A 12,522-nucleotide genomic window follows, 5' to 3' on the forward strand; every position below is an offset into this window, starting at 1 on the left:
CGTGTCTCCTCTCAGCGCACCATGTGTTCAACGGCGTCGGGCGTGTTGTGACGCACGTCGGTCCCCTTGACCACGTAGATGATGACTTCGGCCAGGTTCTTCGCATGGTCACCCACCCGTTCGATGGCCTTGGCCACAAACACGATGTCAATGCTCGACGAGATGGTGCGCGGGTCTTCCATCATGTAGGTGATGAGCTTGCGCATCAGGCCGTCGAACTCCTTGTCGATCTGGTCGTCCTGCTTCAGCACTTCCAGCGCACGGTCCACATCCAGGCGGGCAAAGGCGTCCAGCGCCTTGCGCAGCGAGGCAATGGCCAGTTCCGCCTCGTAGGACAGGTCGGACATCGGCAGGCGCAGGCGGCTGGACACACCGGTGTTGATCAGGCGCTGCACGGTACGGGCAATGCGGGCCGCCTCGTCGCCCACGCGCTCGAGGTTGGCAATGGTCTTGGACACGGCGATCAGCAGGCGCAGATCCCGCGCCGTGGGCTGGCGGCGGGCGATGATGGTGGACAGATCGCGGTCGATCTCCACTTCCATCGTATTGACCACCTCCTCCTGCTTGAGCACGTGCGTGGCGATCTCGCCACTGAACGAGCCCAGGGCCTCGATGGCCTGCGCCACCTGCGATTCCACCAGGCCGCCCATTTCGAGCACGCGGGTGGAGATGCCGCTCAGTTCGGCGTCGAATTGGGTGGAGAGATGCTTGTCGGTCATGGTGATTCCCCTTCTTGTCTCTGTCGCTGGCTGCCTGACGGGCCCGGGCTCAGCCGAAGCGGCCGGTGATGTAGTCTTCGGTGTCCTTGCGCTTGGGCTTCATGAACAGCTCAGCGGTGGGGCCGAATTCGATCAGGTCGCCCAGGTACATGTAGGCGGTGTAGTCGGAGCAGCGGGCAGCCTGCTGCATGTTGTGGGTCACGATGGCCACGGTGTAGTCATGCTTGAGCTCATGGATGAGCTCTTCGATCTTGCCGGTGGAGATCGGGTCCAGCGCGGAGCACGGCTCATCCAGCAGCAGCACCTCGGGCTTGATGGCGATGCCGCGCGCAATGCACAGGCGCTGCTGCTGGCCGCCGGAGAGGCCTGACCCGCTCTGGTTGAGCTTGTCCTTGACCTCGTTCCACAGGGCAGCCTTCTTCAGCGCCCATTCCACCCGCTCGTCCATCTCCACGCGGGAGAGGGTTTCGAACAGACGCACGCCGAAGGCGATGTTGTCGTAGATGGACATCGGGAACGGCGTGGGCTTCTGGAACACCATGCCCACCTTGGCACGGATCAGCGAAACGTCTTCCTTGCTGGTGAGGATGTCTTCACCGTCCAGCAGGATCTGGCCTTCCGCGCGTTGCTCCGGATAGAGCTCGAACATGCGGTTGAGCGTGCGCAGCAGTGTGGATTTGCCGCAGCCCGAGGGACCGATGAAGGCGGTCACCTTGTTCTCCGGAATGTCCAGATTGATGTTCTTCAGCGCGTGGAAGCTGCCGTAATAGAAGTTCAGGTTCTTCACCGAGAGCTTCGCGCGCTCGGTCACCGGCATATCGACTTTGGCGTCCATGATCAGGGCCTCTTGGATTCGTTTGAAAGTGGTTGGCTCGACGCAGCGGTGCGGACACCCGCTCAATGCTTGTTCTTGAAGACGACGCGCGCCAGGATGTTGAGCACCAGCACACCGATGGTGATGATGAACACCGCCGCCCAGGCCAGCTTCTGCCAGTTGCCGTAGGGGCTCATGGCAAAGTCGAAGATCACTTTGGGCAGGTTGGCCATCGGGCCGCTCAGGTCGGTGGACCAGAAGCGGTTGTTGAAGGCGGTCAGCAGCAGCGGCGCGGTTTCACCAGAAACACGGGCCAGCGCCAGCAGCACACCGGTGATCACACCGGCACGGGCCGACTTCAGCGTCACGGTCATGATGACCTTCCACTTCGGTGTACCCAGGGCATAGGCGGCCTCGCGCAGGGCGTTGGGCACCAGGTTGAGCATGTTCTCGGTGGTGCGGATGACCACCGGGATGACGATCAGCGCCAGCGCGATGACGCCGGCCCAGCCCGAGAAACCACGGAAGCGCAACACGATCATGCTGTACACAAACAGGCCGATCACGATGGACGGGGCCGACAGCAGGATGTCGTTGATGAAACGCACGCAGTTGCCCAGCCACGTCTTCTGGCCATATTCGGACAGATGGACACCGGCCAGCACGCCGATGGGCGTGCCGATGAGCGTGGCCAGCGCCACCATCAGCGCGGAGCCGAAGATCGCATTGGCCAGGCCGCCGTCGTCCGCATTGGGGGGCGGCGTCATCTGGGTGAAGACGGCCCAGTTCAGGCCGGCAATCCCCTGCGTGATGGTTTCGAACAGGATCCAGATCAACCAGACCAGCCCCAGGCACATGGCCCCCATGGAGAGCGACAAGGCCAGGATGTTGATGCGGCGGCGCTTGTTGTACATGGCCATGCGGCCAGCAGAGGTCGCGCTCATGTGCGGGTCCCTTCGTTCTTCTTGAGCTTGTTCAGCAGGACCTTGGAGAACGCCAGCACCACAAAGGTGATGAAGAACAGCACCAGGGCCAGGTACAGCAGGGAAGCCTGATGCAGGCTGCCCGGGCCAGACTCGCCGAATTCATTGGCCAGCACCGAGGTGATGGTGTTGGCGGCTTCGAACAGCGACAGCGAACTGAGCTGGTTCATGTTGCCGATCACGAAGGTGACGGCCATGGTCTCGCCCAGCGCACGCCCCAGGCCCAGCATGATGCCGCCGATGACCCCCGTCTTGGTGTAGGGCAGCACCACCTTCCAGACCACCTCCCAGGTGGTGGAACCCAGACCGTAGGCGGATTCCTTGAGCAGCGCGGGGGTGACTTCGAACACGTCTCGCATCACCGATGCGATGAACGGGATGATCATGATGGCCAGGATGATGCCGGCCGAGAGAATGCCCAGGCCCACCGGCGGGCCCGAGACGAGGGCACCCAGGTAGGGAATGCCGCCCAGCAGGCTTTGCAGCGGCTGCTGGACATAGGTGGCCAGGATGGGGCCGAACACGAACAGGCCCCACATGCCATAAACGATGGACGGCACGGCAGCCAGCAGCTCGATGGCAATGCCCAGCGGGCGGCGCAGCCAGCCCGGTGCCAGCTCAGTCAGGAACAGCGCAATGCCGAAACTCACCGGCACGGCAATCACCAGGGCCAGGAAGGACGTGATCAGCGTGCCGTAGATCATCACCAGGCCGCCGAACTTCTCCTGCACCGGATCCCAATCGGTGCTCACCAGGAAGCCCAGGCCGAACTGCTTGATGGCGGGGGCTGCGCCGACGATCAGCGACAGGATGATGCCGGCCAGCAGGGCCAGCGTCAGCCAGGCGGCGGCATGGGCGAGGAAGGAGAAGACACCGTCGGCCCAGGGGGCGACGCGGCGCCGCGCGGGCGGACTACCCTGGGGCTGGGTTCGCTCGTCGCCTCGCTGACGATCGATGTGGTTGGCTGGGAGTATTGCGGCCACGGGGCCTCCGCTGGTTGCTTGTAGTGGTTCTCTCGCAGGACCTGGGCACCGCTTCTCGCCGGCGCCCCTTGTGCAAAAGCCCGGTGTCCTGCTCTGGGGCACCGGGCTGCACGCAGGTGTGCTGAATTACTTCGTGCTGATCGCCTTGCCGGACGAATCCTTCAGGTTGTCCGCCCACTGCTTGCGGACCAGATCCTTGACGGCGGTCGGCAGGGCCACGTAGTCCAGGTCGTCAGCCATCTTGTCGCCCTGGGCATAGGCCCAGTCGAAGAACTTCAGGGCGGCGCCGGCGATGGCAGCCTTGTCCTGCTGCTTGTGCATCAGGATGAAGGTGGCACCCGTGATGGGCCAGCTGGTCTTGCCCGGCTGCTCGGTCAGCACCTGGTAGAAGGTTTCGTTCCACTTGGCGCCAGCGGCGGCGGCCTTGAAGGCGTCGTCGCTGGGCGATACGAACTGACCGTCAGCGTTCTTCAGCAGAACGTAGGTCATCTTGTTTTGCTTGGCGTAGGCGTACTCGACGTAACCGATCGAGTTGGGCAGACGGGTCACGTAGGAGGACACGCCTTCATTACCCTTGCCACCCACACCCGCGGGCCAGTTCACGGCCGTGCCTTCACCCACCTTGGTCTTCCACTCGGCGTTCACCTTGGACAGATAGTTGGTGAACAGGAAGCTGGTGCCCGAGCCATCCGAACGGCGGACCGGGGCGATCTGGGCGTCCGGCAGGGTCACGCCATGGTTCAAGGCGGTGATGGCGGGGTCATTCCACTTGGTAATCTTGCCCAGGTAGATGTCGCCCAGCACTTGGCCGTTGAGCTTCAGCTGGCCAGGGGCCACGCCCTGGATGTTGACCACCGGCACCACGCCGCCGATGACGGTCGGGAACTGAATCAGGCCGTCCTTGGCCAGTTGATCGTCCTTCAGAGGGGCGTCGGACGCGCCGAAATCGACCGTCTTGGCCTGGATCTGCTTGATGCCAGCGCCGGAACCGACCGATTGATAGTTGATGCGAACGCCAGTGGCCTTGTTATAGGCATCAGCCCACTTCGTGTAGACGGGGGCCGGGAACGAGGCACCAGCACCGGTCACATCCTGCGCCTGGGCCACCGAGAACACGGAAGCGCAAGCGGCGAACAGCAAGCCAGCACGGATTTGATTCATGGTCATTCAGTCCTATCGCTAGGGTTTGTTGGCGAACGGAACGGATGGTATGAATTGAATGTGACATGTCCGTGACGACTATGACAGTCACCAAAGAACCGCTCGCTGTGCGCCCAAGCCCCGGAAAACGGCGCTTTGCCAGGGGCCGGACGGCCGTCCGACAACCGCTGGGTGGATTGTCATATTGAATTCACCCGGCTGTCATGTTCGCCTTTTAGTCTTCCCAGACTTTTGGATGAACGGTCTTGCCGGACTGGACAGCGACCTGCAGGGGTCCTGAGGAGAAAGGCGCCAACGCCCCCGAAGAAGTTAGCGCACTGACGCAGCCGATACCAATGCAAGTTGACGCCGGGTTCACGCCCGGCGTCCTTTTTTCTGGCGCTGCGTCAGCCCTTGATGGCGTCCACCAGACGCTCGGCACAACGTTGGGCCAGAGCGGCATCGCTGGCCTCGACCATCACGCGCAGCAGCGGTTCGGTGCCGGACTTGCGAATCAGCACACGGCCGCGGTCACCCAGCTCGGCGGTGACCTCCGCTTCGGTGCGCGCCAGCGCTGCATTGCTCTTCCAGTCCTGCTGGTCGGCCTGCAGGCGGACGTTGATCAGGGTCTGCGGGAACAGCGAGACGCCTTCCAGCAGGTCCGCCAGGGGGCGACCGCTGCGGGCAATGGCTTCCAGCACCAGCAGGCTGCTGACGATGCCGTCGCCGGTCGTGTGCTTGTCCAGCGCCAGCAGGTGGCCGGAGCCCTCCCCGCCCAGCTGCCAGCCACGGGCGGCCAACTCTTCCAGCACGTAACGATCGCCCACCTTGGCGCGGACGAACTCGACGTCGCGCTGCCGCAGGGCCAGCTCCACCGCCATGTTGGTCATCAAGGTGCCCACCGCCCCCTGCACCGTCTCACCGCGGGCAAGACGGTCCGCCACCATCACAAACAGCAGTTCGTCGCCATTGAACAGGCGGCCGTTCGCATCCACCATTTGCAGGCGGTCTGCATCACCGTCCAGCGCAATGCCGTAGTCAGCCTGGTGTTCCTTCACGGCCGCCACCAGCGCCTGGGGGGCCGTGGCTCCCACCTTGTCGTTGATGTTGAAGCCGTCGGGTTTGGTGCCGATGGAAATGACCTCTGCGCCCAGCTCATGGAACACCGCTGGCGCCACCTGGTAGGCAGCGCCGTTGGCGGCATCCACCACCAGCTTGATGCCGCGCAGGCTCAGGTCATTGCTGAAGCTGGCCTTGCAGAACTCGATGTAACGGCCCTGGGCGTCATCCAGCCGGCGCGCGCGGCCCAGGCTGGCGGAATCCACCCACACGGGCGACTCTTCCAGGACGGCCTCGACATCCAGCTCCCAGGCGTCCGGCAGCTTCTCGCCCTTGGACGAGAAGAACTTGATGCCGTTGTCGGCGAAGGGATTGTGGGAAGCGGAGATCACCACGCCCAGATGCTGGCGCAGTGCACGGGTCAGGTAGGCCACGCCGGGCGTGGGCAGCGGCCCGGTCAGCAGCACATTCACGCCAGCCGAGGCAAAGCCGGCTTCCAAGGCGGATTCCAGCATGTAGCCGGAAATGCGGGTGTCCTTGCCGATCAGCACGCTGGGCTTGGCGTAGCTTCGCTTGAGCACACGGCCGACCGCATGACCGAGGCGCAGCATGAAATCGGGGGTGATGGGCGTCTGACCCACCGTGCCGCGGATTCCATCGGTACCGAAATACTTCCGGCTCATAAGGAGCAACCTCTGACTGTTCTATCTGGAGCAGTCATTGTCTCCCATGCGGGGGGCGTGTTAGCCCACCGGGCCGCCGAATGCCCGCCACACCTGGAGGGCGTCCACTGTTGCCGCGACATCATGCACGCGCACCACCCGAGCGCCATGGGCAACGGCGGCAAGCGCCGCGGCCACGCTGGCGGGCAGGCGCTCATCCACCGCGCGGCCAGTGAGTGCCCCCAGGGTGGACTTGCGGGACCAGCCCACCAGCAGGGGCCGCCCCAGCGCCAGCAGCTCCGCCTGGCGTCGCTGCAGCTCGGTGTTCTGCTCCACGGTCTTGGCAAATCCATAACCGGGGTCCAGCATGATGCGCTCCAGGGCGATGCCAACAGACACCAGATGGTCCAGGCGCGCCTGCAGGAAGTCCCGCACTTCTTCCACCACATCCAGGTAGTGGGTATGGGCGCCCTGCTGCATCGTGGCCGGGTCCCCGCGCATGTGCATCAGACAAATGCCGGCGGCAGGGTGGCGGGCGAGGAGCTCGTCAGCACCCTCGTCACGCAGGGCCATCACGTCGTTGATGATGTCCACGCCGAGGTCCAGCGCACGCTGCATGACCTCGGTCTTGCAGGTGTCCACCGAGATGGGGATGCCCAGGCTCAGCGCCGCCCGCAACACCGGCTCCAGGCGGTGCCACTCTTCATCCGCCGAGACCTTGGGCGCACCGGGCCGGGTGGACTCGCCGCCCAGATCCAGGATGTCCACGCCCTCACCCAGCAAACGCTCGCAGAAATTGATGGCACCCGTGGGGTCGTTGTGCTTCCCGCCGTCCGAGAATGAGTCCGGCGTGACATTCACGATGCCCATGACCAGCGGACGTTCCGCAAGGTCGAGGTCGAAACGGGTGGTTTTCCAGATCTGACGGGAGCTCATGAGCACGGGACCAATTAATCCAGGGAAGAACGGAAGGAGCGGCCTAAGCCGGGGCCTGCCTACACAGTCCCCCAATGAAAAAGGCCGGTTCATCAGAACCGGCCTTCAAGCTTAACGGATCCACCGTGGCGGTTGCCCGCCAATGGTCAAGCTGCGGCGTGCGCACCGCCCGTCGTCACTGCCGGCGTGCCGCCGTTGTCGGGCTTGTTGGTGGGCGGGGTCCAGTCCTTCGGGGGACGCGGAGGACGACCTTCCATGATGTCGTTGATCTGCTCGGAATCGATGGTTTCCCATTCCAGCAGCGCAGTCGCCATGGCGTGCATCTTGTCCTTGTTGTCCTCGATCAGTTGACGGGCGGTGGAGTACTGCTCATCAATGATCTTGCGGATCTCCTGATCCACCTTGCGCATGGTTTCTTCCGACATGTTGGTCGTCTTCGTGACCGAGCGGCCCAGGAAGACTTCACCTTCGTTGTCGGCATAGACCATGGGGCCCAGCTCGTCGGTCATGCCGTAGCGGGTGACCATGTCACGGGCGATGGCCGTGGCACGCTCGAAGTCGTTGCTGGCGCCGGTGGTCATCTGGTTCATGAACACTTCTTCCGCAATGCGGCCACCAAACAGCACCGAAATGGTGGAGAGCATGCGCTCCTTGTCCATGCTGTAGCGGTCGCCTTCCGGCAACTGCATCGTCACGCCCAGGGCACGGCCACGCGGGATCACGGTGACCTTGTGGACCGGGTCGGTCTTGGGCAGCAGGCGGGCCACCAATGCGTGGCCAGCCTCGTGGTAGGCCGTGTTCTTGCGCTCTTCCTCGGGCATGACCATGGACTTCCGCTCGGGGCCCATCATGATCTTGTCCTTGGCCTTTTCGAAGTCCTGCATGTCGACCACGCGGCCATTGCGGCGGGCGGCAAACAAGGCGGATTCGTTGACCAGGTTGGCGAGGTCCGCACCGGAGAAACCAGGGGTGCCACGTGCCAGGATGTCGGCACGCACGTCCTGACCGACCGGCACCTTGCGCATGTGCACGTTCAGGATCTGCTCGCGGCCACGCACGTCCGGCAGGGTCACGTAGACCTGGCGGTCGAAACGGCCGGGACGCAGCAGAGCCGGGTCCAGGATGTCAGGACGGTTGGTGGCGGCCATCACGATGACACCGAGGTTGGTATCAAAGCCGTCCATCTCCACCAGCATCTGGTTGAGGGTCTGCTCGCGCTCGTCGTTGCCACCGCCCAGGCCGGCACCGCGATGACGACCGACGGCGTCGATTTCGTCAACGAAGATGATGCAGGGGGCGCTCTTCTTGGCTTGCTCGAACATGTCGCGCACCCGGGCTGCACCGACGCCGACAAACATTTCGACGAAGTCAGAACCCGAGATGGTGAAGAACGGCACCTTGGCTTCGCCCGCAATGGCCTTGGCCAGCAGCGTCTTGCCGGTACCCGGAGGGCCGACGAGCAGCACACCACGCGGAATGCGGCCACCCAGCTTCTGGAACTTCTGCGGGTCTTTCAGGAAGTCGACCAGTTCCTTGACCTCTTCCTTGGCTTCGTCGCAACCGGCGACGTCAGCAAAGGTGGTCGAGTTGTTGGCCTCGTCCAGCATGCGCGCCTTCGATTTGCCGAAGCTGAAAGCGCCACCCTTGCCGCCGCCCTGCATCTGGCGCATGAAATACACCCAGACGGCGATCAGCAGCAGCATCGGGCCCCAGCTGAGCAGGATGCTCATCAGGACCGACGGCTCCTCGCGCGGCTTGACGTCGAACTTGACGCCGTAGTTGATCAGGTCGCCGACCAGGCCACGGTCCAGGTAGGTTGCCGTACTGCGCAGCTTGGTGCCGTCTGTGGTGACGGCGACGATTTCCGTTCCGGCACCGCCCTCCTGGAGCGTCACCGTCTTGATTCGCTTGGCCCGGACTTCATCAAGGAAGTCGGAATAGGCGATCGGATTCCCCTGCGTTGCGCTGCGATCAAACTGCTTGAAGACAGTGAACAGCACAAGGGCGATCACCATCCACACAGCCACTTTTGAGAACCACTGATTGTTCACCGCGACTCCTTCGTCTTTCCGTCCCCTGCTGCCGTCACGAACTTCGACGGCGCAGCACTTGGCCGGTACATGGGGTTGATTCTAGGACAGTCAAGACCCCACCCCTGATTGGCAAATCCATGTCCGTCGATAGATATTGCCACGCGAATCGGTCGGGGTGGCCCCGAAGCAAGGGGCTTCTGACCGATCTGATCAGGGTTTCAGCTGTTTTTGGGTCTGTTTCCGAACTTTTTCGCAGCGTTCGAGGCGGCGCCTGCCACCGCTTCACAACCGCTGCCTGAGCACTTTCCAGCAGCTTTCTGACAGCTTCTTAGCGTTTCAGGCCAATGCCGACCAGGAAGTTTTCCGAGGATCTTTCCCGGGACGCCTTGGGTTTGGCCGTTTTTACCTTGCGGAACTGGTCGCGGAAGGCTTTCACCAGCTCGTCGTAGCCCGCCCCGTGGAAGACCTTGGCCACCAAGGCCCCCTCCGGCTTCAGGTGACGGGCGGAAAACTCCAGCGCCAGCTCGATCAGGTGGGAGATGCGGGCGGCATCCGTGGCTGCAATGCCCGACAGGTTGGGCGCCATGTCCGACACCACCAGATCCACCGCCGCACCGCCCAGTGCTTCTTCCAGCTGGGCCAGCACCGCGTCCTCGCCGAAATCACCCTGGATGAAGTGCACGCCCTCGATGGGCTCGAACTCCAGCAGGTCCAGCGCGATGATCCGGCCATTGAGTTGCCCGGCAGCCGCTCCGCCCACGCCCGCTTCCTTGGGCGCGAAGCGGCGGCGCAGGTACTGGCTCCAGGCACCCGGGGAGGCGCCCAGGTCCACCACCACCTGCCCGGGACGGATCAACTGGAATTCCTCGTCGATTTCCTTGAGCTTGTAGGCGGCGCGGGACCGGTAGCCCTCTTTCTGGGCCAATTTCACGTACGGGTCGTTGACGTGCTGGTTCAGCCACGCCTTGTTCAGCTTCTTGCTTTTGGTGTCGACTTTCATTGGGGGCCATTTTGCCTCAAGGGCCGGCGATGCTGCGGGCCGAGGCTTCGCAGACTGTCTTTCAGCGGGCAGGCCCAACTTGCCGAGCTGCGTGGAAGAGCTCGAGGCCTCAGTCAATCATCTGTGGCCCACCATTCCTGCGCAGATGCAGAGGACGAGCAAAGGGCTAGAGTTTCTCGATCTTGAAGGAATCGATGATCTGTTCAACCAGCGCCCGGGTCCGCATGTATTCAGCGCCATTCGCCGCCCTTGCGCCGCTTATGTAGCCAAACGAAAGATAGAAGTAATAGTTGGAATCTCCAACTGGAAGCATCCAGACGTCACTCTCATCCATACCAGGAGCGGTTGGACTCATCTCGTGCAGATGAATCCAATCATTTCCTTCACGAATCATCCGCTCCGTAGGGGATACCACTGAACGAAATGCCTCCCCACGTGCAATTTTCTCAGCGTTGTAGCGCCGGCTCTGCTCTTCCTGCGTCGTGATGTATTGCTCTATGGTCAACGATCGCCTATCGCGGATCCCCAAAGTTACTGCACCACCCGCCGTCCAATCCCCACAAAACCTCTGGAAACTCACCCAATCGTAACCGTAATAGGTATTTCTCTTTTTAGCCCCAACAAGCTCATGCCTAGCGGATGCCTCGCTTGGCTTACCTTGTCGCGCCACGATATCCGCCCTATTTAAAAGAAATCCAGGCTCAGGGAGAGCATTAACATACCCCGCCATCTTAAATTGAACATCTTTAGCAGGCTGCTGAAATACTGTTTCCTGAACGAGACATGAAAAAGAGCGGCTTCACAGAACCGTCTACAAGCGATTTTTCAGTGCCCACCAAGGGGTGATGCACCCCTGGATAAGGCTTTCACGGGGGTGGGAAACCGGTATTTCAGCAGCCTGTTAGGGTTCGCACCAGCATAACACTCGCTGATATTAACCCCACCAAGATAGGCATGAGAGATTCGATATCGGTCAAAAAGATTGACCACGTAATATTTCAAGCTCAACTCACGCGGAGATGTCGGAAACTCCGGATACGGTTTGCCAAGTCGGCTATCCAGCCCCCCTTCGCCAGCAGCACATGCTGCAAGCACGAAGGCCATCAGAAGCCACACGAAGTTCTTCGAAATCATTTAAAGCAAATCATAATTCTTTAAACTCAACTAACAGGGAGATGTTGGCGATGCTGGAAACGGCCTGCCAGTTCGCATATCCATCTGCGAGCCGCCGGCACTGCCAACAAGAAAAAAAATGGGCGCCAATAACAATACAACGATACATCTCATTATTGGTCTTTTACCAGCACCTTCAAAATACACCAGCAGCGACCAGCAGCTTCAGAACCAAATATTGGCGACTCCTCATCCAACCCCAGGAGCAAAGTTAATCTCAGAGCTTCTCGACTTTAAACGAATCGACAATCTGTTCGACTAGACCACGAATGCGCAAATATTCGGCGTCATTGGCGGCCTTCGCTCCGCTCATATAACCAAAAGAAAGGCAAAAATAGTAATTCGAATCACCAATTGGGAGGATCCAAGTCTCACTCTCGTCAGCCCCAGGCACAGTAGGACTTCTCTCATGCAAATAAACCCACGCATTACCATTCCGCACAACATTCTCAGCGGGTTGGCGCTGGGCTCGAAAAACCGTACCTCGAGCAATCTCATCCGCATTGAATCGTTGAGTCCAAATTTTTCGAGTTTCAATAAACTGCTCGATGGACCAAGAGCGCTTATCCCGAATTCCAAGCGAAACTACGCCACCCGCAGTCCAATCACCACAAAATGAATCAAACTGCACCCAATCGCCGTATCGAGAATTTGTTTTTCGGCTGCCAATAAACTGGTGCTTGGCAGGAAAATCCAATCCTTCTCCGCTCCTCGCCACAATATCCTTCCTATTAAGGAAATAACCTGGTTCAGCTGGACGATTTTTATATTCAACCATCTTGAACCGTACATTCTCGGGGTCAGCGCCGGAGTAGCATGATCTAACGTTGACCCCATCAAGATACGCATGAGCCACGTGATACTGGCTAAAAAGATTGACCGAATAATACTTTAAACCCAATTCACGTGGGGATGTTGGCGATATCGGAAAAGGTTTACCAGTTCGCTCATCCAACTGCACCCCACCGCCTGCACAACCGACTGCAACCAAACCGGTCAAGAGCATTAAACCAATCCAAT

General features: G+C 61.0%; 13 protein-coding genes. All 13 read right to left on the minus strand.

Annotated elements, in window-relative coordinates; translation table 11 throughout:
- Positions 1–11 precede the first annotated feature (11 nt).
- On the minus strand, positions 12–719 hold the full coding sequence (gene phoU / locus BMY53_RS24560) for a phosphate signaling complex protein PhoU (protein ID WP_092949706.1): 708 nt from the start codon (positions 717–719) through the stop codon (positions 12–14).
- A 49-nt stretch (positions 720–768) separates the two neighbouring features.
- Positions 769–1,554: a phosphate ABC transporter ATP-binding protein PstB gene (pstB, locus tag BMY53_RS24565; RefSeq protein WP_092949708.1), complete on the minus strand. Its 786-nt coding sequence runs from the start codon at positions 1,552–1,554 to the stop codon at positions 769–771.
- Positions 1,555–1,616: 62 nt separating this feature from the next.
- Positions 1,617–2,477: a phosphate ABC transporter permease PstA gene (gene pstA, locus BMY53_RS24570; protein ID WP_092949709.1), complete on the minus strand. Its 861-nt coding sequence runs from the start codon at positions 2,475–2,477 to the stop codon at positions 1,617–1,619.
- Positions 2,474–3,490, minus strand: a complete 1,017-nt coding sequence (pstC, locus tag BMY53_RS24575) for a phosphate ABC transporter permease subunit PstC (protein WP_092949745.1) — start codon at positions 3,488–3,490, stop codon at positions 2,474–2,476. Before pstC ends, pstA begins: the two co-directional genes overlap by 4 nt.
- A 135-nt stretch (positions 3,491–3,625) precedes the next feature.
- Positions 3,626–4,660: a phosphate ABC transporter substrate-binding protein PstS gene (gene pstS, locus BMY53_RS24580; RefSeq protein WP_092949711.1), complete on the minus strand. Its 1,035-nt coding sequence runs from the start codon at positions 4,658–4,660 to the stop codon at positions 3,626–3,628.
- 386 nt (positions 4,661–5,046) lie between these two features.
- Positions 5,047–6,381 carry a phosphoglucosamine mutase gene (glmM, locus tag BMY53_RS24585; protein WP_092949713.1) on the minus strand — a complete coding sequence of 445 codons (1,335 nt, stop codon included), beginning with the start codon at positions 6,379–6,381 and terminating at the stop codon, positions 5,047–5,049.
- Between the two features lie 60 nt (positions 6,382–6,441).
- Positions 6,442–7,296, minus strand: coding sequence for a dihydropteroate synthase (gene folP / locus BMY53_RS24590; protein ID WP_092949715.1), 855 nt, complete (start codon positions 7,294–7,296; stop codon positions 6,442–6,444).
- Between the two features lie 146 nt (positions 7,297–7,442).
- Entirely contained in the window at positions 7,443–9,347 is a 1,905-nt protein-coding gene (gene ftsH, locus BMY53_RS24595) for an ATP-dependent zinc metalloprotease FtsH (RefSeq protein ID WP_092949717.1), read from the minus strand.
- 310 nt (positions 9,348–9,657) lie between these two features.
- Positions 9,658–10,329: an RlmE family RNA methyltransferase gene (locus tag BMY53_RS24600; RefSeq protein ID WP_092949719.1), complete on the minus strand. Its 672-nt coding sequence runs from the start codon at positions 10,327–10,329 to the stop codon at positions 9,658–9,660.
- Between the two features lie 166 nt (positions 10,330–10,495).
- Positions 10,496–11,059 (minus strand): DUF769 domain-containing protein, encoded by a 564-nt coding sequence (locus BMY53_RS25740; protein ID WP_143074232.1) that lies wholly within the window; start codon positions 11,057–11,059, stop codon positions 10,496–10,498.
- 95 nt (positions 11,060–11,154) lie between these two features.
- Positions 11,155–11,463 carry a DUF769 domain-containing protein gene (locus tag BMY53_RS24605; RefSeq protein WP_092949721.1) on the minus strand — a complete coding sequence of 103 codons (309 nt, stop codon included), beginning with the start codon at positions 11,461–11,463 and terminating at the stop codon, positions 11,155–11,157.
- A 256-nt stretch (positions 11,464–11,719) separates the two neighbouring features.
- On the minus strand, positions 11,720–12,463 hold the full coding sequence (locus tag BMY53_RS24610) for a DUF769 domain-containing protein (protein ID WP_404947908.1): 744 nt from the start codon (positions 12,461–12,463) through the stop codon (positions 11,720–11,722).
- A complete protein-coding gene (locus BMY53_RS26840; protein WP_404947909.1) occupies positions 12,450–12,521 on the minus strand; it encodes a hypothetical protein in 72 nt (23 codons plus the stop codon). Before BMY53_RS26840 ends, BMY53_RS24610 begins: the two co-directional genes overlap by 14 nt.
- Position 12,522 lies beyond the last annotated feature (1 nt).

Source organism: Roseateles sp. YR242 (assembly GCF_900109745.1).
Taxonomy (GTDB): Bacteria; Pseudomonadota; Gammaproteobacteria; order Burkholderiales; family Burkholderiaceae_C; genus Roseateles.

Excerpts from the sequence above, each read along its gene's own strand:
- pstA (WP_092949709.1), bottom strand. The coding sequence starts at position 2,477 with ATGAGCGCGACCTCTGCTGGCCGCATGGCCATGTACAACAAGCGCCGC.
- folP (WP_092949715.1), bottom strand. The coding sequence starts at position 7,296 with ATGAGCTCCCGTCAGATCTGGAAAACCACCCGTTTCGACCTCGACCTT.
- BMY53_RS25740 (WP_143074232.1), bottom strand. The coding sequence starts at position 11,059 with ATGGCGGGGTATGTTAATGCTCTCCCTGAGCCTGGATTTCTTTTAAAT.
- pstB (WP_092949708.1), bottom strand. The coding sequence starts at position 1,554 with ATGGACGCCAAAGTCGATATGCCGGTGACCGAGCGCGCGAAGCTCTCG.
- glmM (WP_092949713.1), bottom strand. The coding sequence starts at position 6,381 with ATGAGCCGGAAGTATTTCGGTACCGATGGAATCCGCGGCACGGTGGGT.
- BMY53_RS24600 (WP_092949719.1), bottom strand. The coding sequence starts at position 10,329 with ATGAAAGTCGACACCAAAAGCAAGAAGCTGAACAAGGCGTGGCTGAAC.
- phoU (WP_092949706.1), bottom strand. The coding sequence starts at position 719 with ATGACCGACAAGCATCTCTCCACCCAATTCGACGCCGAACTGAGCGGC.
- pstS (WP_092949711.1), bottom strand. The coding sequence starts at position 4,660 with ATGAATCAAATCCGTGCTGGCTTGCTGTTCGCCGCTTGCGCTTCCGTG.
- BMY53_RS24605 (WP_092949721.1), bottom strand. The coding sequence starts at position 11,463 with ATGATTTCGAAGAACTTCGTGTGGCTTCTGATGGCCTTCGTGCTTGCA.